This window comes from Aeromonas sp. 600774 (assembly GCF_049175075.1).
Classification (GTDB): domain Bacteria; phylum Pseudomonadota; class Gammaproteobacteria; order Enterobacterales; family Aeromonadaceae; genus Aeromonas; species Aeromonas veronii_A.
Map to the genome: position 1 here is coordinate 246,626 of NZ_JAAKUJ010000003.1, position 20,166 is coordinate 266,791.

Sequence of the window (20,166 nt, forward strand, 5' to 3'; positions counted from 1 at the left end):
GCACACTAGCCGCCCTTTCTGCTGGCAAGATGGTTCAGGCCCGATTGGACTCCTCCCACCCCTGCTTTTTACGGTAAATGGTAGAGGGGCTGATCTCGAGCAGGGCCGCCGCCTTGGGAATATTGCCGTCACAGCTGGCGATGGCCTGTTCGATCACCTCTTTTTCCACCAGCCAGAGCGGACGAATTGGCCCGTTGGCAACCCCGGTGGCGGCCGGAGCCGATGCCACCGCTGCCGCAATCGCAGCCGGCAGCTGGGGGCGAACCCCATTGAGCGGTGGCGGCAGAATATCCGGGCTCACCAGCTCCTTGTCATTGAGCACCACGATATTGCGCACCACGTTCTGCAGCTCGCGTACGTTGCCAGGCCAGGGGTAGTCGAGCAGCACTCGCGCCGCCTCGACATCAAAATCCTTGAAGCGTTTGTTCTCCTCCTTGGCGTAGCTCTGCAACAGGGTACGCGCCAGCAGCAGGATATCCTCACCCCGCTCCCGCAGCGGCGGCAGGGTGAGGGGAATGACGTGGAGCCGATAGTAGAGATCCTCGCGAAAACGGCCTGCTTTCACCTCCACCAGCGGATCCCGGTTGGTGGCGCAGATAAAACGCACATCCACCGTCTCGAGCTTGCCGCTGCCGACTCGCTGCACTGTGCCGGTCTGGATGAAGCGCAGCAGCTTGCTCTGCAGATCCAGGTCCATCTCGCAGATCTCGTCGAGAAACAGGGTTCCGCCATCGGCCAGACTGGCCGCCCCCTTGCGATCCCCCTGGGCGCCGGTAAAAGAGCCCTTCACATGACCGAAGATCTCGCTCTCCATCAAATCGTGGGGAATGGCGGCGCAGTTAAGGGCAATAAAGGGCTGTTCGCTGCGGGGACTGCACTGGTGAATCGCCTCGGCACACACCTCTTTGCCGGTGCCGCTCTCGCCCGTGATAAAGACGGTCGCCTTGCTGGGCGCCGCACTTTCGATGATGCGATAGACCGCCTGCATCGACATGGAGGCACCGATAAAGCCGAAGAAGGAGCTGCGCTCGAAGTTCTCCCGATAGTGGGCAACCAGCGAGCTCAACTGCTGGTGTTTCAAGGCATTGCGAACGGTGGCGCAGAGTCGCTTGCTGTCAAACGGCTTGGTCAGAAAATCGAAGGCTCCGAGGCGCATCGCCTCCACCGCCACATCCACCGAGCCGTGGGCGGTGATCACCACCACCGAGCAAGGCAACTGCTGTTCGGTGATCATTTGCAGAATATCCATACCGGACATATCCGGCAGCTCCAGATCCAGCAGCACCACGGGGGGAGGACTTGCCAGCAACTGCGCCAACGCTTGCTGACCACAGTCGGCCTGAACCACCTCATACCCCTCCTGGCGCAGGTACTGTTCATAGACCACCGCCAGACTACGGGTATCTTCCACCAGCAGGACACGCGATTTATTTTCAGCCACTGGACTCATCCTTGTTTTTGATTCTGCGATCTATTTTGCCTTATTTTCGCGCGCAAACCCAACGCCAAGACAGCTCTGTTATCCCGCGATTGCAGGGAATACACAAGTAAAAACGGCTCCTTAAGGAGCCGTTTTTAACTACAAGAAGGGATTACTTCTTGGCGTCGTCAGCAGTCGGCTTCTCGATAGCCAGCAGCTCAACGTCAAACACCAGCACGGCATTCGCCGGGATGGAGCCTGCACCGTGCTCGCCATAGGCCAGCTTGGACGGCAGGAAGAACTTGAACTTGGAGCCAACCGGCATCAGCTGAACACCTTCGGTCCAACCCGGGATAACCTGGTTGAGCGGGAAGGTAGCCGGCTCGCCGCGATCGACGGAGCTGTCGAACTTGGTGCCGTCGGTCAGGGTACCGGTGTAGTGAACCTTGACGATGTCGGTAGATTTCGGCTTGGCGCCAGTGCCCATCTTCTCGACCACGTACTGCAGGCCGGATTCAGTGCTCTTCACACCCTCTTTCTTGGCGTTGGCAGCCAGGAACTCTTCGCCCTTCTTCAGATTCTCAACGGCGTCTTTCTCGGCCTTGGCCTTGGTCAGCTCGTTGATCTTGGCGTCGTAATCCTGCAGTACCTTCTGGATCTCTTCATCAGTCATCTTGGCTTCTTTGCCCAGACCGTCAGTCACCCCTTTCAGGATCACGGTGTTGTCCAGTTTGATGCCCAGTTCCTGCTGACGCTCCAGGGTATTGGCGATGTAACGACCCATGGAGAGGCCAATTGCGTAGCCAGATTGCTCTTCAAAGCTCTTGGCTTCAGCCTTGGTCGCCTCTGCCGGCTTGCTGGCTTCTGCCTTCACTTCGGCGGTATTGGCCGCAGCAGGCTTCTCGTCTTTTTGGCAAGCAGTCAGACCGACGGCAACGGCCGCCGCCAACAGGGACACCTTCAGAAATTTGTTCATCAGTTTCTCCAAACTCCAAATACCGCTCTCGGTTCCATCGTGAAATGAGAGGTTTATCGTGATAAGCGCCTTATACTAACGCCGTGATCGCAGGTAACAAAAGCGTGAGACCGCAAAAATGATAAAAAGTGCCATTTATCTGGTGAGCCTCTGTTTAATGCTCACCGGTTGCGAGCAGAGCTCCCAACCCAACCAGCAAATGACCCTCGCCAGCACGGGTCTGCTGACCGCAGATCTCTCCAGTGATGGCAAGCAGGCCATCGTCTCCAGCATCAGCCAGGGCATCATCGTCTGGGATCTGGAACAGAACCGTCAACGCTGGCGCTGGAAGCAATCCGACTCGGCGGATGATCTGGTATTCATTACCCGCTTTTCCGAAGGCAACAGCCATGCCGTCACCGCCACCCCAGACACCTTTGCTACCTGGCGGCTGAACGACGGGCAATCACAAGGCTACTACTCACTTCCTGAATCCAGGCTGAGGGACATCGCGCTCTCTGCCGACGGTCGTTATGTGCTGATAGGTCGGGAAGATGGCAAGGCCGAGTGGCTCGATACCCGAAGCGGTCGTCGCCTGCAGTTTCTGGGGCACACCGAACAGGTCAATACGGTGGATCTCTCCGCCAACGGTCGCTACGCCCTGACTGGCGGCAACGACTACAGCGCCTATCTGTGGGATACCCGTAGCGGGCAGGTGATCTGGCGGTTCAACCATGGTGGCCGGGTGATCATGGCCAGACTGGAGCCGAGCGGCCGCTACGCCTTCACCGCCGACAGCAGCCGGGCCAGCATCTGGGATCTGAAAACCGGCAAGGAGGTGAGTCAGCTGCAATATGATCACCGCTTCGAGGTCTACACCAGCGCCCGCTTTGCCAACGATGGCAAGTGGCTCATCACCGGCGCCCCTTCCCGTCAGCTCTCCCTGTGGCAAGTGAGCGATGGTGCCCTGCTGCAGAGCTGGCGCGTCTCGCCGCAACCCAAGGTGAAACCGCCCAGCGCAGTGGTCTACGGCGTCGCTTTGCGCGACAATAGCCACCTTGTCAGTGCCAGCTCCAGTGGTCTGGCCGAAATCTGGACAATCAAGTAAGGACCCGAAGGCCCATGAGTCAGCAACTTAACGATCGCATCGAAACCCTGGAAACCCGTCTCGCCTATGCGGAGTACACCATAGAGCAGCTCAACGACGAGGTAACCACCCAGGGCCGTGAACTCGATCGACTCAAATACCAGATCCAGCTGCTGATCGACAAACTGCAAAGCGTACAACCCAGCCAGATTGCCAGCATGGCCGAAGAGACCCCTCCGCCGCACTACTGAACCGGCGCTATCTCTGGTCTGGCGACATGGCTTGGCACCACTGTCAGCCAATAAAAAACCCGCGATTATCGCGGGTTTTTTATCATCGGCCTGGCCGTGATTAGTGGTGATGACCCTTGCCACCACAACCGCCACCACCGCAGCAACCGCCGTGACCATGGTCATCACCGTGGTCGTGGCCATGATCGTGACCGTGGCCAGCACCGCCGCAGCAACCGCCCTGGCCGTGATCCTCATCATGGTCGTGACCATGACCACCACAGCAGCCGCCGTGATCGTGGTCATGACCGTGATCGTGACCGCAACCACCGGCACCGTGAACGTGGCCGTGAGCCAGCTCTTCGGCAGTGGCAGCACGCACGTCCTTGATCTCGACCTTGAAGCCCAGAGTCACACCAGCCAGCGGATGGTTGCCATCCACTTTGACGAACTCTTCGGACACTTCAACCACGGTCACCGGACGGTGGCCATCGTCGGTTTCAGCCACAAAAGTATCCCCTTCGGAGACTTCCATGCCATCGAACAGCTCGCCCGGTACTTCTTGTACCAGTGTCTCGTCATATTCGCCGTAGGCCTGGCTCGGTGCCAGAGTCACTTCGAAGGCTTCACCTACCGCGCGACCTTCCAGCTCGGCTTCCAGGCCTGAGACCAGGTAACGGGTGCCGTGCAGATAGACCAGCGGCTCTTTGCCGACAGTGCTGTCGATGACTTCACCGTGCTCGTCGGTGACTGTGTATTCCAGCGTAACCACGCTCAGAGGAGCTACTTTCATGTCAGGATCCTGCGGATAGAAAAAAACGGGCTCAGAATACCCTAAAAAGCGGGCCGCGCATATGCCGTGCGGCGCCACTGAGTGACGAAAAAAACGGCAACAGCGTCAGCAAGGAGACCCTCATTCCACCCGCCGTTCCCTTATCAGGGGCGAAACACCCCGATCACCTCTTCCGCCTCGCGAGTCTGCTTGTCGACCTCGGCAGGCGTTTGTACCTGGGTATCGCCACAGGCGACGCAGGTCACCTTCTCGACTCCATGCTCCAGATACAGCATCATGTTGTCCAACTTGCCGCACGCCGGGCAGACTGCACCGGCAATGAAGCGCTTTTTACGTCTGGTTTCCATATTTGTTACCTCCAGGCAGCATCATATCAGGGTTTTTACATGCATCACGCCATCGAGTATCACCATTTTTCCTGCCAGGGCCTGCACGCCGGCAACCGCAAACGAACTCCGGTCGGGCAGCTGTTGCGGATCACCCGGGGCGCCGCGCTGCTGAGACTGGGCCAACATGAGCTATTGCTGCCGGCAGGCAGCAGCTTCTGGCTCTGCGCCGATGCCCTCGCCGCCTTCAGCCCCCTCAGCGGTTGCGAGTACGATCAGCTGAATGTCTCTTTGCGCGTGGCTCAGCCGCAGCAGGCAGGCTGGCTGCAGACGACCCCGCTGCTCGATGCCCTGCTCGACTCGCTAGCCCGGTGGCAACGTCCGAAAGAGTGGCAAGGGGCCTACGGTCAGCGACTGCAGGTGATCCTGGATGAGCTGCAACAGTGCGCCATCAGCCAGCAGGGTTATGGTGAGCTGCAAGCTTGCTGGCAAGCGCTGGCCAATGGCCAGCCGGAGTCTCTGCAACAGTGGGCACAACAAGCCGATGCGCCGATGGAAGGGAGTAAATTGCAACAACAGTGGCAACTTCTACAGGCGCTCAGATTGCTCAAGGGCGGCAGCAAACCCGCGCAGGTGGCCAGCAAGCTGGGTTATGCCGATGAGGCCTCATTGCAAGCTGCCTGCCAGCAGTGGGGATTTGGCGAAGATGGTGATCAATAACCGGACGCCGGTGTGAATGCGCCAAATAAATCGGCTGAACGAGTCCAGTTTTTTGCCAGATGATCGTTAACAAGGAAGGGCCATCCCCACCGTAATCCTTTATGCTAGAGACCTGAAGTGACTGCCAACGTTTCGACCAACAGGACATCTGCCATGACGAGCAAAGCCAATCAATCCCAAGGCATGTTGCTGTTTCACCTTTCGGCCCAGCAATCCTTTGCCATCGGTACTCTCAAGGTGAAGGAGATAGTCCCTTACACCCAGCTGACCGCCATGCCACACTCGCATCCGACCGTGTTGGGGGCCGCCAACATGCGCGGTTCCACCATTCCGGTGATCGACATGGCAATGGCGGTGGGTTATCGCCCCATCAGCAAGGAGGAGATGCCGCACTGCTTCATCATCATCACCGACTGCCGCCGCACCCTGGTGGGCTTTCTGGTACGGGGTATCGACAAGATCACCGAGTGCAACTGGCGCGATATCGAATCACCTCCCGCCGCCCTCGGCCACAATGTGTTCGTAACCGGTGTAACCCGGGTCAATGACCAGCTGATCCAGTTGCTGGACGTGGAGCTGATCCTCTCCCGGGTCTATCCGGACGATCCGAGCCACCTCTATCCGGTACTGACCGATGTGCAGCGGGAGCGGATCAAGCCGATGCGGATCCTGCTGGTTGATGACTCCTCGGTTGCCCGCCGTCAGCTGATGGCAGCGCTGGACTACATCAATATTCCTTATGAGGTCTGTACCAATGGCAAGGATGCACTGACCCTGATGCAGCAACGGGCCAGCCAGAAGACCCCTATCGACATTCTGGTGAGCGATATCGAGATGCCGGGGCTTGATGGCTACGAGCTGGCCTTCGAAGTGCAGAGCGACAGCAAACTGGCGGGAGCCTACATCATCCTCCACACCTCGCTCTCCAGCGAGATCAGTGTGGAGCGTGCACATCAGGTGGGGGCCCATGAGGCGCTGACCAAGTTCGAGGCCAACGAGCTGATCCAGGCCATGCTGCGCGGCGCCGAACATCACGATCGCCTGCTGAAATAAACCAATGACTGGCGGGAGGTCACTCCTCCCGTCCTCCTTATCTTCGACACTGACCGGCTGACCCCATGCTGACCGAGAGCCACTTCCACGCCCCCTGGTGGGCCCGCAATCCTCATCTGCAGACCATATTGCCCAAATGGCTGCGCCGCCCCCCTGCCCGTTTTGTGGCTGAGCGTTTTGAACTGCAGGATGGCGACTTTGTCGACCTCGCCTGGAGCGGGGAAGTCAGCCTTGATGAACGGCCGCTGGTAGTGGTGTTTCACGGGCTGGAGGGGAGCATTCACTCCCACTATGCCAAGGGATTGTTCGCCCACCTGCAGCAAGAAGGCAGAGAGGCTGTGCTGATGCACTTTCGCGGTTGCAGTGGCGAGCCCAATCGCCACCTGCAAGCCTATCACTCCGGCGCCATCGGTGATGCGCAGGAGCTGATTGCCGAGCTGAGCCAGCGCTTCCCGGGCAAACCGCTGATCGCCATCGGCTTTTCACTGGGTGGCAATATGCTGGTCAATCTGCTGGCGCGAGCCTGTCCTGCGGCATTGAAAGCGGCGGTGGTGGTCTCGGCCCCGCTGCAACTGGCGAGCTGCGCCGAGCGGGTCAATCAGGGCTTCTCGAAGGTCTACCAGAACTATCTGCTGCGTACCATGCGCCGCAATCTGCTCAACAAAATCAGCCAGCAGCAGAAAGCGAGTGAACGCTGGCAACCCCAGCAAGTAGAGCAGATTGCCACCCTGCGTGATTTTGACGAGCTGGTCACCGCGCCACTGCACGGCTTTCACAGTGCAACCCACTACTACCAGAGCTGCTCCGGCCTTCCCCTGCTGCGCCAGATCGCGATCCCGACCCTGATCATCCACGCCGCCGACGACCCTTTTATGTCACACGCCGTCATTCCACGGCCGGAGCAACTCTCGCCCACGGTGCGCTATGAGCTGAGCCAGCGCGGCGGCCATGTCGGCTTTCTGCACGGCACGCCCTGGCGGCCACGGTTTTGGCTGGATGAGCGGATCAGCCGCTGGATTGCCGAACAGAGTCACTCTGCAACACAGAACTGATTGCGTCCGAATTCCTTGGCCCGATAGAGCGCCTGATCGGCCCGCTCCAGTAGCTGCTCGCCACTCTCCCCGTTTCCCAGTGCTGCGATCCCCTGACTGATGGTCACCCGATCGGCGACGTCGGATGCCAGATGCTCAAGCTGCACTTCAGCCAGCCCATCCTGCAACCGCTGCGCTACCTTAGCTGCGCCCTGACTATCGGCATCGGGTAGCAGCAACACAAACTCCTCACCGCCGTAACGGGCAGCCAGCTCCGCCTCACTGCGCACCACACGCATCATCAACTGCGCCACTTCCCGCAGGCAGACATCTCCCGCCTGATGGCCATAGTGATCGTTAAAGCGCTTGAAGTAGTCCACATCAATGAGGATAAGGGCAAGCGGAGTGCCGCTCGACTGACTATGGGCTCTGCAACGTTCGAGTTCCTGACTGAAGTGGCGCCGGTTGGCAAGACCGGTCAGTGGATCCTGCTTGGCCAGTGCATCGAGGCGCCGCAACAGAGCCAGATTGTCATGCTCGCGAATTACGGCCAACTCAAACCAGCGATGCAGCATCCGGCGGCCAACCTCCAGCGCCATGATGGTACATACCACTTCAAGCAGATAAAGCTGGGGAAAATCCACCTCCAGCCACCACAAGCGCGCAACGCCAAATAGCAACGGTACACTGAGATAGGCATATAGCACGCGTCGGTCGGGATAGAACGCGATCAGCGCGGCCAGTAAATTGAGGCGCATGATCCCGTTGGCATAGCTTGCACCTCCCCGCAGCTCAACTTCACCAATGGTGAAGATATGCAGCGTCCAGACGCCCCCCCAGACCAACATTACGACCAGTGCGCACCATAGCCAGACTCGATCCTGCATATGGTTGCAGAGCAGGGCTGCAACCGGCAGTAGCAGTAGCACTACCATGACAAAACCCAACTCACTCTGAAAACGCCATGGTAGAGCACCATCACTGGCCAGGCCCGCCTGACTGTAGACCTGGTAGCGTATCGCAAGAAACAGCACCACCAGCCAGTTCAACAGCCAGAACCAGACCATGCCGCGACTGATAGCCTGCCGGCGAGCAAGATCCATGTGAGCCGACATCGTTGAGGGGGCCCGGCGTTGCTCTTCAGACAACATGTCTCACACTCCACGAAACGCGTAAAAAGAGGTTGCACTCATTTTATTGCGCACAACAATAGCTGACAGTTATACCCTTTTGCATCGAGATCCCTTCATGATAATCCCCTGGCAAGCATTGGATGCCGATACCCTGACCAACCTGATCGAGCACTTTGTGCTGCAGGAAGGCACCGAATATGGCGAGCATGATGTGCCGCTTGAGGCTAAGGTCGCTATGGTAAGGACTCAATTACAGCAAGGCATCGCCGTGATCGTCTATAGCGAGTTGCATGAATCGGTCAATATTGTGCCGCGTGATCGTTTCAACGAGCCGTCTTGACCATCTCGGGTTCACGCCCGTATAACGAAACTCCCAAGGAAGAGAGCATTCTATGTCGGCCAAGCATCCCATTATCGCCGTCACCGGGTCGTCCGGTGCCGGTACGTCTACCTCCACCATTGCCTTTAGATCTATGTTCCACCAGCTGGGTTATCAGGCGGCCGTGGTAGAAGGTGACAGTTTTCACCGCTATACCCGCCCCGAGATGGACGTGGCAATCCGCAAGGCGCGCGAGCAGGGACGCCACATCAGCTATTTTGGCCCCGAGGCCAATGACTTCGGCTTGCTGGAGAGCTTCTTCCAGGGCTATGGCCAGGATGGCACCGGTCAATATCGCCGCTATCTGCACAGCTTTGACGAGGCGGTCCCCTTCAACCAGATGCCCGGCACCTTTACCCCCTGGCAGCATTTGCCGAACGATACCGACCTGTTGTTCTACGAAGGGTTACACGGCGGTGTGGTCACCGAGGATCACAATGTGGCCCGCCACGTTGACTTTCTCATCGGCGTGGTGCCCATCGTCAACCTGGAATGGATCCAGAAGCTCATTCGCGATACCTCGGAGCGTGGCCACTCCCGTGAGGCAGTGACCGACTCCATCGTCCGTTCCATGGATGATTACATCAACTTCATTACCCCGCAGTTCTCCCGTACCCATATAAACTTTCAGCGAGTACCGACGGTGGATACCTCCAACCCCTTCAGCGCCAAGGTGATCCCGAGTCTGGACGAGAGTATGCTGGTGATCCGGTTTCGTGGCATAAAACAGGTTGATTTTCCCTACCTGTTGTCAATGATCGATGGATCATTCATGTCGCGGATCAATACCATCGTCGTGCCGGGCGGCAAGATGGGGTTTGCCATGGAGCTGATCCTCAAGCCACTGATCCAGCAACTGCTCGAAACGGGCAAAATCACCTGATACAAAGGAGCTTATGATGCGCTTTGCCTCTCTCTCTGTGGTGCTACTTGCCCTGCTGGGTGGCTGCAGTAGCGGGCCGTCAGCACCAACGTTTGAGCCCGGAACCATGGTGGCTCGCTCGCTCGGTGACTGGACCTTCGGCGCCACTCCGCGCTACGCACTGGCTGAACAATATCAGTTTGCCGGCGATCAGGCCGAAGGATGGCTGGAACCCATCCAGAATGCGGTCAGTAAAGAACTCAATGGCAAGGGGTGGCAGAGCGTTCCTCTTGATGAAGCGGATCTCTGGGTCGCTATCGGTGTAGCGGGTAACAAGGATATCAGCGATGGACAGATTTTTTCCCGCCTTGGCATGACGCCCGGGGTGCAGGCCACACCAGATCAGCGCAAGGGCACCCTGGCCATCGTGCTACTCGACCGCAAAACCCAGAAAGCCGTCTGGAGTAGCGCCATCTCGCTGGCCAGCGATGTCGCCATTGCCGATAACCAGCGCCAGGCTCTCAGCCAACAGCTCGCGGCCAAACTGCTGGCACCAGTACCAACCCACTGACGTCCTCATCATTTTTGTTGATGCTTTTAATAAGAAGAGCGGCTTGTCGAATGACAAGCCGCTCTTCTTGCGGGAACACACCGGGATTACTTCAGCGTACAGGTCAGCAGCGTCACCCCTTTCTGGGTAAGGAGAGCTTGTTTTTCCTGATTCCAGAAGGTGGTCAGGCCGTCAGAATATTTGGCGCCAGACTCTGACTCCACACGCGCCAGCTTGTGGTAAACACCGGCATAGGGGAACTGCACCATATCAGCCTGGGCATCATAGGTAACGGCCAGCATCTCTTCGCCACACTGGTATTGGCTGTATTGATACTGGGTAGGTTGCGGGCTGCTGCACGCCGCCAGGCCCAAAAGGGGAAGCAGAGCGATCAATTTTTTCATTGCACTTTCCTTATGTAATGGCTTTATGTCATGGCCTTGTGCAGTGGCCTTACGTAACGGCCTTATGCCAGGGTACCAACGAAACTATCGTTATCAAGCTTCAACAATTTGATAACTATGGGTAATTTGTACCGCTTTTTCCAACATCAGGGAAACAGAACAGTATTTTTCCATCGACAGATCGACCGCTCTGGCCACCTGTTTCTCTGCCAATCCCTTGCCTGTCACCACGAAGTGCAGATTAATCTTCTCGAAAACCCGGGGCACGCTATCGACCCGTTCGCCACTGACATCAACATGACATGCGGTCACCGACTGGCGCGCTTTTTCGAGGATGGAGACCACATCAATGGAGCTGCAGCCACCAACCGCCAGCAGGATCATCTCCATCGGGCTGGCCCCCTCACCGGGGTTGGCACCATCCAGGATCACCTTGTGACCGGATTCAATCTCACCCACAAACTTCATCCCTTCCACCCAGCTGACCTTGGCTTTCATCTCGCACTCTCTCCTGTTAATCATGATGATGGATCCCTAGCATAACCCAGTCGCTTATCTCTGCCGAACAGGGGGAGTTGGGATGGAAATAGATCAAAATCAACATCTCCGACCTCTATCTTCCCTAGAATGGCCGAAGCGGCGCAGCAGGCATTACTCAAAGGGCTCTGTCAAAAGCCCGCAAAGCCTTGTCAGCACAGGCAAAGGCTCTTATCCTACTGCGACCAATACAAGGAATGGCAAGATTGGCAGCTTGCCCGGACGCACAAGTCCATAAAAAGACACTACAGAGGAATTCTCATGGTCATTGGCAAACCGCAAAGCGATCCCACCCTGGAATGGTTCTTGTCGCACTGCCACATTCATAAGTATCCCGCCAAGAGCACCCTGATCCATGCGGGTGAAAAAGCGGAGACCCTCTACTACATCGTCAAGGGCACTGTGGCCGTCTTGATCAAGGACGATGAGGGCAAAGAGATGATCCTCTCCTATCTGAACCAGGGCGATTTCCTGGGCGAGATGGGGATGTTCGAGGAGAACGAGAATCCCGAGCGCTCCGCCTGGGTTCGCGCCAAAGGCTCTTGCGAAGTGGCAGAGATCTCCTACAAGAAGTTCCGCCAGCTGATCCAGGTCAACCCGGACATTTTGATGCGTCTCTCTGGCCAGATGGCCAAGCGCCTGCAACACACCAGCCAGAAAGTGGGTAACCTCGCCTTCCTGGATGTGACTGGCCGGATCGCCCAGACCCTGCTCAACCTGGCCAAACAGCCGGATGCCATGACCCACCCGGATGGCATGCAGATCAAGATCACCCGTCAGGAGATCGGCCAGATCGTCGGCTGCTCCCGTGAAACCGTGGGCCGCATCCTGAAGATGCTGGAAGAGCAGGAGCTCATCTCTGCTCACGGCAAGACCATTGTGGTATTTGGCACTCGCTGATGACCCGTCCGCAGGCCTGGCTGAGGCCTTGGGATAAAAAAGGCTGCTACGGCAGCCTTTTTCGATCCTCTCCCCTATAATCCCGAACGCCTTTCACTGTTCCGGCATTCGCCCAGAGAGTTACTATGCACCTTCAATGTCCCCGTTGCCGCAGCCCGCTCCATCTTCATGAAGCCTCCCAGGGGCGCTATTGCGACAACAAACATCACTTCGATCCGGCACCGGAAGGTTATCTGGATCTCATTCCCGGCAAGAAAAACCCCAAAGACAGCGACAGCCGCGCCCTGATGCGCGCCAAGCACCATTTCCTGGAAGCCGGACACCAACTGCCGCTGGTTGAAGCAATGGCCTCCCTGCTCTCTCCGCTGGCCCCGCAAGAGTTGATCCATCTCGGGTGCGGTGAAGGCTACTACTGCCGTGCTCTGGCAGAGCGCCTGCCCGGCTGGCAGTTTGCCGGGATTGATATCGCCAAAAACACCATCTTTGCTGCAAAAAAAGCGCAGCCGGACGGTCAATTTGTCATTGCCGATCCCGCCCGTGCGCCGCTGCAACCAGGCTCGGTTCAGGTGTTGCTGGTCAACGATCTCAAGGTCAAGACCGAACAGCTTGTTAGCTGGCTGGCCCCCGGTGGCTATCTGCTCTATCTGCAGCCGGGCCCGCGCCATCAGTGGCAACTGCGGGTCAGCCTCAATCCGGTGAGCATGGAACACTCCCTCAGCTGGCCAACCCTCGACGGCCTCAATTTGATGGCTCAACAGCGCTGCCAGTTCAGCTTCACCATGGATCAGGCCATGCGCAGCTTTATTCTGGAGACCAGCCGTCTCGGCTGGCGGGCAACCGGTGAGCAGCGTCACGCTTTCGCTCAACAGGGTCCGGATGAACTGGAACAGGATCTGCTGCTGACCCTGTGGCAAAAAGCAAGTTGACTACCTGGCAAGACACTCAAAGGGGCTGGGTTTCCAGGATAGCGTCGTCATCAGTGCGGGTACACAGGGAGGTGTAACAAACTGAGGCGCTGTCACGCCCCCCTGGCGTTGGCTTATTTTGGCGCAATTCCTCACTGTTGCAGCAGATATAAACAAGGTATTGTTCATCAGATAACGTGCAATGTTTCCAGTATTACAGCCTGAATATGGCTGACCTTATACATGGAGCACCGATGGGACGAGGAGTGAGACTCACCGATTTTTAAACTGCCCTTTATCGGATAGAGCAAAACTGGTGAGTTGATATGCTGGCAGACGCCGACGCGTTATGGCTGTCAGGGTAAACTAGCCCATTCTTATATGGTTACGTGCAGGAAACACGGGATGGACCTGCTAGCTCCTTGACAGCAAGTACCTTAAGCAATCTGCGGAGTACTAGGTGGGTATATGTGCTGTATCCAAAACTGGGTATCGCAAGCCAGACTACCTACAGCATCAGCGCTGGGCATATCACATAGGCAACCACCATTCTCACCACTTCAACCGCCCTTTCAACCAGCTCAAGAGTGGCACGAGCAGGTCATGTTAGTGAACTCATCAGCACTCCGGATCTCCAATCTAACTATTTGTCAGCAAAAAACGGATGGAGAACCTGAGCATTATGGCGCAATACATGCTCATGCAAGATAGCAGACAACCAGGTTCACAAAGTGCTACAGGTTGTGTGCCGTCTGCTATCCAGAAAAGCGTTGGCACTATCAGCTGTGACACAGCTCACAACTTGCTTTATCGGCTTGGTTGATGAGGAATGTCGAAATACATAAAAATTAAAATGATAATAACACATTGAATTTAATTGCTTTTCACCTACTTCAAAAATGTCTTTTCTGATATTTCCAGCCCCCTTCCCCGCTCAATTAAACGGCGACAGATTCAGGCCCAGTCAAGGTTCAGGCGCCTACCGTGTGGTTATCGGACCCTTTCCGATTTCCATAGAGCCGATCACAGGTTCGGAAGTGTTTACATCAGAGGAAACATGGATATGAAAAAATCTGCACTGACTATGGCCATCACCAGCTTAGTACTGGCCAGCGGCGCTCAAGCAGCCACTGTTATTAATCAAAATGGTACTAAGCTGGATATTGGTGGCCGAGTAAACGGTGAATATTATGCCTCCGGTAACAAAGATCTCCGTGGTGATTCAAGCTATTTTCGCCTGCATGTTAACGGTGAAACGGCTATCAATAATGAGCTAAATGCTTTTGGTTTCGCTGAGTATAACTTGCCAACCTCTGGCTCTGACAACGATGAACTGCGTTATGCCTATGCAGGTATGAAGCATGATACTTTCGGAACGTTAGTCTATGGTCGTCAAGATGGTTTGTTCGATAAAGCAGTAAAGAACACCACTGATATCATGCCAGAATTTGGTGGTGATGGCCTTGGTAAAGTAAACGATCTATTTGGTACTGGACGTAGCAACGGTCTGCTTCAGTACATCTATACATACGATGGCCTCTCCTTGGGTGCTCAGTTTACCGGTGAAGGTAAAGCTCAAAATAATGACCGTTTTACCAATTCTGGTAATCATTTGATGGGGACTGGTAACGGTTTCGCCACATCAGCTACTTACAACTTTGATAATGGTCTCGGTTTGGGTGTTGCTTATAACCAAGCCAAGAAAACTAACGATCAAAGAAACTATTCATCGTTTGGTGGCGACCATGATGCCAAACTTGTTGGTGGCGCAATTAGCTATACCAATAGCGGTTTCTACATGGCAGTCAACTACTCTCATGGTGAATATCAGTCTATCGTAAACAATGGTTTTGCTGCAGAGAGCAATGGTTATGAAGCCGTAGCAAAATATCGTGCTGGCGACTTTGAACCCATCGCAGCTTACATTAGAGAAGATGTAAAAGACACCTCTAACAATATTAGCGGCCGCCTTAACGAATATGTTGACCTGTCCGTAAGATATTACTTCACCGAGAATTTCACTACCTTTGTAGATTATAAAATGAATCTGCTGGATGATGGTTCCATGAGTGGCTATAGCAAATATGGTCAGCCGACAGATGATATCGTAGCTATCTCCATGGAATATAACTTCTAATTACAGATAGCATTAAAATAAAAAATGCCGGTCATCCGGCATTTTTTTTTGCTTTTTCTTTTTGTCTTTAAAAACAATCATCAATTAATTGCTGACACAATTTGCTACAGATAAACACATTCATAACACATATCTTGGTTACACTTTAATAATTAATGAGCATACTTGATTTTGTAAATTAATACAGAATATATCTATCAAGTATTAAATATCGCCAAGGATGATTTCTGCTGTTCACTTACAGTCATAAGGTTATATCTTCTTGCCACCCATATTTTTATCAGCCAGGTAATAAATGCATGTATAGAAAACATACTCTATTGTTATCCTTTGTTATTTTTAGCTGCTCAGCACTACTCAGTGGATGCAATAGAAATACTAACACGCCATCTATAAGTACCTTACCTACTGAGGTTAGTTATATTAACTTAGTTAATGAAAACATCCCTGTCATTACAAGTTTAGTTGGTAGAGTTGAAGCAGAGCGTGTCTCTGAAGTAAGGCCCAGAGTTGATGGAATAATTTTAAAGCGTTTCTTTGAAGAAGGTGCTGATATAAAAAAAGGACAAATACTGTATCAGATTGATCCAACACCATATGAGGCAACAGTCAAAAAACTCAAAGCTGAATTAGCAAAAGAACAGGCTAATGAAGAGATGCTGAGACTGCAAGATGAACGATTTAAATATATTTTAAGCAAACATCTTATAAGTAAACAAGATTATGATAAGAATCACTCAGCTTGGCAACAGGCAAAAGCTGCCGTCATGGCTGCTAAAGCAGCACTAGATGAAGCTGAAATAAATCTTGGTTATACAAATGTACGAGCCCCTATCAGCGGAAAAATCGGTCGCTCGAATATCACTGAGGGCGCGCTGGTCACCGCCAACCAAACGGCAGCGCTTGCATCTATACAACAACTTGATCATGTCTATATTAACGTGAATCAGTCATCTACTGACCTCATCAATCTAGAAAACGCCGTAAGCAAAGGAAAAATCACTAACCTTAGCTCAACAGGAAATAATGTAAAAATATCACTAATGAATGATACCGATTACCCTCATCTTGGCAGTATAAAATTTTCTGACATTAGTGTTGACCAAGATACAGGTATGGTATTGGTTCGTGTAACAGTGCCGAATCCGGAACACAAATTACTACCGGGCATGTTTGTCAAAGCTTCAATAAAAGAGGGTTCATTAAAGGACAGCTTTTTAATACCCCAGAAAGCAATACAGAGGACTCCTCGCGGAGAAGCATTTGTAATGACACTAACCAAAGATAATCATGTTGCAATAAAAAATGTGTCGCTAGGTAAAATGACTGGTTCTAATTGGACTGTTACATCTGGTTTGTCAAGCATTGATAAAGTTATTGTTGAAGGGATTCAAAAAATCAATCCTGGTGATTTAGTAAAACCATACCTTTATAACTAAGGCCGGAGTATCTATCACATGGCTCGTTTTTTTATAGATCGCCCTATTTTTGCTTGGGTTTTAGCCATAATAATAATGCTCTCAGGCATATTATCCATTATCTTTATGCCTATAGAGCAATACCCTGATATCGCCCCCCCAGTAGTTCGAATTACTACAAGTTACCCCGGTGCGTCGGCTGAAACTGTAGAGAATACAGTAACTCAGAATATTGAGCGGAAAATGCTTGGTATCGATAATCTGATGTATATAAAGTCAACGAGTGATTCGAATGGTAATGGTGTCACTCAACTAACCTTTGAACCAGGAACCGATCCTGATATCGCTCAGGTGCAGGTACAAAATCAGTTAAAAACTGTTGAGGCTCATTTACCTGATGCAGTAAGACAACAGGGTGTCATGGTTAAAAAAACATCCGACTCTTTTCTAATGATTGCATCAATTACCTCCAGCAATCCAAAAGTCAGCCGGGCAGATCTTTCAGACTACTTATTAAATAATATTTATGAACCACTAGGCCGGGTCAACGGTGTTGGAGAGCTACAAGTATTCGGTAGCCAATATGCCATGCGTATCTGGCTTGATCCTAATAAATTGGCACAGCTTAACTTATCTGTTGCTGATATTAAAAAAGCTATTAAATCCCAAAATTCTCAAGTATCCTTTGGTCAGCTCGGTGGAGCACCAGCCACATCAGCTCAAGACTTCAGTGCAACGATTGTTGGTCGCGGTCGTTTGAATACCAGCGAGCAATTTGAGAACATTGTAGTTTTGGCAAAAACTGATGGTAAAAATGTAAAATTGAAAGATATTGCAAGAGTAGAATTAAATAGCGAATCTTTTGACACATCTTCATTATTAAACGGCCAAGCTACGGCAGCAGTAGGTATAAAACTGGCATCTGGTGCGAACGAGATGCTTACATCAAAGCTGGTACGTGAAAAACTGGATGAATTGTCTCAACAATTCCCAATGGATTATAAATTGGAGTATCCTAACGACACGACGCCATTTGTAAAGTTATCAATTGAAGAGGTTGTAGAAACACTATTTGAAGCTGTCATCCTTGTGTTTCTTATCATGTATCTGTTTTTGCAAAATTTTCGTGCAACCTTGATTCCAACCCTTACAGTTCCAGTAGTACTATTAGGTACATTCGGGATTATGTCGGTTATGGGGTTCAGTATTAACACCCTTAGCATGTTTGGATTAGTACTGGCTATCGGTTTGCTGGTCGATGATGCAATTGTCGTCGTAGAAAATGTCGAGCGTTTAATGACGGAGGAGTCACTTTCTCCTATTGAGGCGACTCGCAAATCCATGGATCAAATCACAGGTGCACTAGTTGGTATCTCACTAGTATTAAGCGCTGTCTTTATTCCTATGGCTTTCTTTGGTGGTTCAACTGGTGTTATATATCGTCAATTTTCACTTACTATCGTTGCAGCCATGGGGCTATCTGTAATTACATCTATGGTTTTTACGCCAGCCCTCTGTGCAACATTATTAAAAGCGACACATGACAGCTCGACAAGAAATAAATTTTTTGAGACTTTCAACATATATTTTGAGAGAATGACAATCAACTACGAAACTGGCCTGGTACAAATACTTAAAAGAGGAGGAACGTTTACTCTCATCTATGTTTTACTGCTATGCGTAATGCTTGGTTTATTTAAGGTATTACCATCATCGTTCTTGCCTACGGAAGACCAGGGTTCATTTTTTGTATCTATTCAGCTTCCTGATGGAGCCAATCTAAAACAGACTCAGGCTACCTTGGAAAAAGTAAACAATTATTTTTCCAGCGAAGAAAAAAATAATGTGCAGATGATGCTAGCTGTACATGGATTTAACTTCTCTGGTCGCGGGCAAAATATGGGAATGGCATTTGTAAAACTACAACCATGGGACCTTCGTAAAAATGAAGACGATCAGGTTGATAGCATAATAAAACGAGCCAACAAATATTTCTCCTCAATAAAGGAAGCCAATGTAATGGCTTTCAATCAACCAGCTATTCGTGGCTTGGGAACATCTTCTGGTTTTGACTTCTTTTTGCAAGATCGTTCAAATCTGGGGCACAATGAACTAATGAATCTAGAAAAAACATTTCTGGAGAATGCCAACAAGGATCCTCGACTAGCAAATGTAAGAGCTAATGGGATGAAAGATAGCCCTCAGTTTATTATCGATATTGATTATGAAAAAGCAATCGCACAAGGTGTCAGTATTGATGATATTAATGAAACTCTATCAACAGGTTGGGGTAGTAGTTATATCGATGATTTCATTGACCGTGGCCGCCAAAAACAAGTAATCATGCAAGCGGAGCCAAATTATCGAATGACTCCCGATGATCTTAACCTATGGTATATTCGTAACAGTAAAGGAGATATGGTGCCTTTCTCTTCCTTTGCGTCCACCCGTTGGAAGGTGGCATCGCCGAGGTTAGAACGTTATGATGGTTACTCTGCAGTCGAAATCGTTGGTGAGGCAGCCCCTGGCTATAGTACCGGTGACGCCATGAAGGCCGTTGAAGAAATAGCCGAAAAATTGCCCAATGGTATTACCGTCTCTTGGACAGGATTATCACTGGAAGAGCAAAAGTCGGGATCACAAGCACCGTATCTTTATGCTATTTCCATACTCTTTGTTTTTCTGTGCCTTGCAGCACTTTATGAAAGTTGGACAATTCCTACTTCTGTTATATTAGTAGTACCATTAGGCGTAATTGGAGCATTAGTTGCAACATATGTGCGCGGGCTTGAAAATGATGTCTATTTTCAAGTTGGTCTATTAACGACAATTGGCCTGTCAGCTAAGAACGCAATCTTAATAGTTGAGTTTGCAAAAGACCTTTATGCACAAGGTGCTAATTTACAATCAGCAGTTATTGAAGCTGCTCGACAGCGTCTACGGCCAATTCTCATGACATCTTTGGCTTTCTTGCTGGGTGTTTTGCCATTAGCAATCAGTTCAGGTGCTGGAGCCAACAGTCGCCATGCTATTGGTACAGGTGTCATCGGTGGCATGATCACAGCAACTATTCTGGCTATTTTTTTCGTGCCTCTGTTCTTTGATATAGTAATGAAAAAGTTTCCACCAAAAATGTCGGAACAACTATCGGTCATACCAGAAAGTGGGAACTAGAAGAATATCGATGCTGGTTACGCCGAGTACGTATCTACCGCTGTATGATTCGGCTTAAGTTCGGATTGAAAACTGAACCAGCTCGATTCAGTTGGTGGCTATGCCACCAACTATCTGAGCAATAACAGCGATAACACTGTTGCTGCTGTTGC

Annotated in this window: 20 protein-coding genes; 13 read left to right on the top strand and 7 right to left on the bottom strand. The window is 52.1% G+C overall.

All coding sequences use genetic code 11. The features are described 5' to 3' along the window. Nucleotides 1-34: 34 nt before the first annotated feature. Both G5171_RS05385 and fkpA read right to left on the bottom strand, forming a co-directional pair. Nucleotides 35-1,441, bottom strand: coding sequence for a sigma-54-dependent transcriptional regulator (locus G5171_RS05385; RefSeq protein WP_164537592.1), 1,407 nt, complete (start codon nucleotides 1,439-1,441; stop codon nucleotides 35-37). A gap of 151 nt (nucleotides 1,442-1,592) precedes the next feature. Then, on the bottom strand, nucleotides 1,593-2,396 hold the full coding sequence (gene fkpA, locus G5171_RS05390; protein WP_421250708.1) for an FKBP-type peptidyl-prolyl cis-trans isomerase: 804 nt from the start codon (nucleotides 2,394-2,396) through the stop codon (nucleotides 1,593-1,595). Nucleotides 2,397-2,514: 118 nt separating this feature from the next. Between fkpA and G5171_RS05395 the strand changes: the two genes are divergently transcribed. Together G5171_RS05395 and G5171_RS05400 are read left to right on the top strand one after the other, a co-directional pair. Further along, nucleotides 2,515-3,483, top strand: coding sequence for a hypothetical protein (locus G5171_RS05395; RefSeq protein ID WP_021230804.1), 969 nt, complete (start codon nucleotides 2,515-2,517; stop codon nucleotides 3,481-3,483). Nucleotides 3,484-3,497: 14 nt separating this feature from the next. Further along, nucleotides 3,498-3,713 (top strand): SlyX family protein, encoded by a 216-nt coding sequence (locus G5171_RS05400; RefSeq protein ID WP_005335285.1) that lies wholly within the window; start codon nucleotides 3,498-3,500, stop codon nucleotides 3,711-3,713. A gap of 100 nt (nucleotides 3,714-3,813) precedes the next feature. On the opposite strand, the gene slyD is transcribed toward G5171_RS05400, so the two are convergent. Together slyD and G5171_RS05410 are read right to left on the bottom strand one after the other, a co-directional pair. Next, on the bottom strand, nucleotides 3,814-4,485 hold the full coding sequence (gene slyD, locus G5171_RS05405; protein WP_005348264.1) for a peptidylprolyl isomerase: 672 nt from the start codon (nucleotides 4,483-4,485) through the stop codon (nucleotides 3,814-3,816). A 143-nt stretch (nucleotides 4,486-4,628) separates the two neighbouring features. Then, nucleotides 4,629-4,832 (bottom strand): YheV family putative zinc ribbon protein, encoded by a 204-nt coding sequence (locus G5171_RS05410; RefSeq protein ID WP_005335287.1) that lies wholly within the window; start codon nucleotides 4,830-4,832, stop codon nucleotides 4,629-4,631. Between the two features lie 39 nt (nucleotides 4,833-4,871). On the opposite strand from G5171_RS05410, the gene G5171_RS05415 reads away from it, so the two are divergent. The 3 genes from G5171_RS05415 (at nucleotide 4,872) to G5171_RS05425 (ending at nucleotide 7,636) form a co-directional block, all read left to right on the top strand. Beyond that, the gene (locus G5171_RS05415; protein WP_421250709.1) at nucleotides 4,872-5,531 is read left to right on the top strand and encodes a hypothetical protein; all 660 of its coding nucleotides are present in this window, start codon (nucleotides 4,872-4,874) and stop codon (nucleotides 5,529-5,531) included. A gap of 153 nt (nucleotides 5,532-5,684) precedes the next feature. Continuing rightward, nucleotides 5,685-6,584, top strand: a complete 900-nt coding sequence (locus G5171_RS05420) for a chemotaxis protein (RefSeq protein WP_371178290.1) — start codon at nucleotides 5,685-5,687, stop codon at nucleotides 6,582-6,584. A 65-nt stretch (nucleotides 6,585-6,649) separates the two neighbouring features. Next, nucleotides 6,650-7,636 (top strand): hydrolase, encoded by a 987-nt coding sequence (locus G5171_RS05425; RefSeq protein WP_421250710.1) that lies wholly within the window; start codon nucleotides 6,650-6,652, stop codon nucleotides 7,634-7,636. On the opposite strand, the gene G5171_RS05430 is transcribed toward G5171_RS05425, so the two are convergent. Continuing rightward, nucleotides 7,615-8,718, bottom strand: coding sequence for a membrane-associated sensor domain-containing protein (locus tag G5171_RS05430; RefSeq protein ID WP_421250711.1), 1,104 nt, complete (start codon nucleotides 8,716-8,718; stop codon nucleotides 7,615-7,617). The two genes, G5171_RS05425 and G5171_RS05430, sit on opposite strands and share 22 nt — an antisense overlap. Before the next feature lie 145 nt (nucleotides 8,719-8,863). Here G5171_RS05430 and G5171_RS05435 point away from each other — a divergent pair, with 145 nt between their 5' ends. The 3 genes from G5171_RS05435 to G5171_RS05445 are packed head-to-tail and all read left to right on the top strand — an operon-like array spanning nucleotide 8,864 to nucleotide 10,560. After that, nucleotides 8,864-9,088 (top strand): YheU family protein, encoded by a 225-nt coding sequence (locus G5171_RS05435; RefSeq protein ID WP_005348275.1) that lies wholly within the window; start codon nucleotides 8,864-8,866, stop codon nucleotides 9,086-9,088. A gap of 52 nt (nucleotides 9,089-9,140) precedes the next feature. Continuing rightward, on the top strand, nucleotides 9,141-10,010 hold the full coding sequence (locus tag G5171_RS05440; protein WP_421213090.1) for a phosphoribulokinase: 870 nt from the start codon (nucleotides 9,141-9,143) through the stop codon (nucleotides 10,008-10,010). Between the two features lie 16 nt (nucleotides 10,011-10,026). Next, complete coding sequence (locus tag G5171_RS05445; RefSeq protein WP_005348282.1) at nucleotides 10,027-10,560, top strand: DUF4136 domain-containing protein; 534 nt, start codon at nucleotides 10,027-10,029, stop codon at nucleotides 10,558-10,560. 86 nt (nucleotides 10,561-10,646) lie between these two features. Here G5171_RS05445 and G5171_RS05450 read toward each other — a convergent pair whose 3' ends face one another. Then, nucleotides 10,647-10,943 (bottom strand): MliC family protein, encoded by a 297-nt coding sequence (locus G5171_RS05450; RefSeq protein ID WP_005348285.1) that lies wholly within the window; start codon nucleotides 10,941-10,943, stop codon nucleotides 10,647-10,649. A 93-nt stretch (nucleotides 10,944-11,036) separates the two neighbouring features. Beyond that, nucleotides 11,037-11,441, bottom strand: a complete 405-nt coding sequence (locus G5171_RS05455) for an OsmC family protein (RefSeq protein WP_421250718.1) — start codon at nucleotides 11,439-11,441, stop codon at nucleotides 11,037-11,039. A gap of 300 nt (nucleotides 11,442-11,741) precedes the next feature. Here G5171_RS05455 and crp point away from each other — a divergent pair, with 300 nt between their 5' ends. The 5 genes from crp to G5171_RS05480 all read left to right on the top strand — a co-directional run bounded on the left by crp (nucleotide 11,742) and on the right by G5171_RS05480 (nucleotide 20,014). Beyond that, nucleotides 11,742-12,380, top strand: a complete 639-nt coding sequence (crp, locus tag G5171_RS05460; RefSeq protein WP_005335304.1) for a cAMP-activated global transcriptional regulator CRP — start codon at nucleotides 11,742-11,744, stop codon at nucleotides 12,378-12,380. A gap of 125 nt (nucleotides 12,381-12,505) precedes the next feature. Continuing rightward, nucleotides 12,506-13,306: a putative RNA methyltransferase gene (locus tag G5171_RS05465; RefSeq protein WP_421250712.1), complete on the top strand. Its 801-nt coding sequence runs from the start codon at nucleotides 12,506-12,508 to the stop codon at nucleotides 13,304-13,306. Between the two features lie 1,042 nt (nucleotides 13,307-14,348). Continuing rightward, complete coding sequence (locus G5171_RS05470) at nucleotides 14,349-15,422, top strand: porin (protein ID WP_216980222.1); 1,074 nt, start codon at nucleotides 14,349-14,351, stop codon at nucleotides 15,420-15,422. Nucleotides 15,423-15,721: 299 nt separating this feature from the next. Further along, nucleotides 15,722-16,861 carry an efflux RND transporter periplasmic adaptor subunit gene (locus tag G5171_RS05475; RefSeq protein WP_216980221.1) on the top strand — a complete coding sequence of 380 codons (1,140 nt, stop codon included), beginning with the start codon at nucleotides 15,722-15,724 and terminating at the stop codon, nucleotides 16,859-16,861. 18 nt (nucleotides 16,862-16,879) lie between these two features. Next, complete coding sequence (locus tag G5171_RS05480) at nucleotides 16,880-20,014, top strand: efflux RND transporter permease subunit (protein ID WP_216980220.1); 3,135 nt, start codon at nucleotides 16,880-16,882, stop codon at nucleotides 20,012-20,014. Nucleotides 20,015-20,166: the final 152 nt, after the last annotated feature.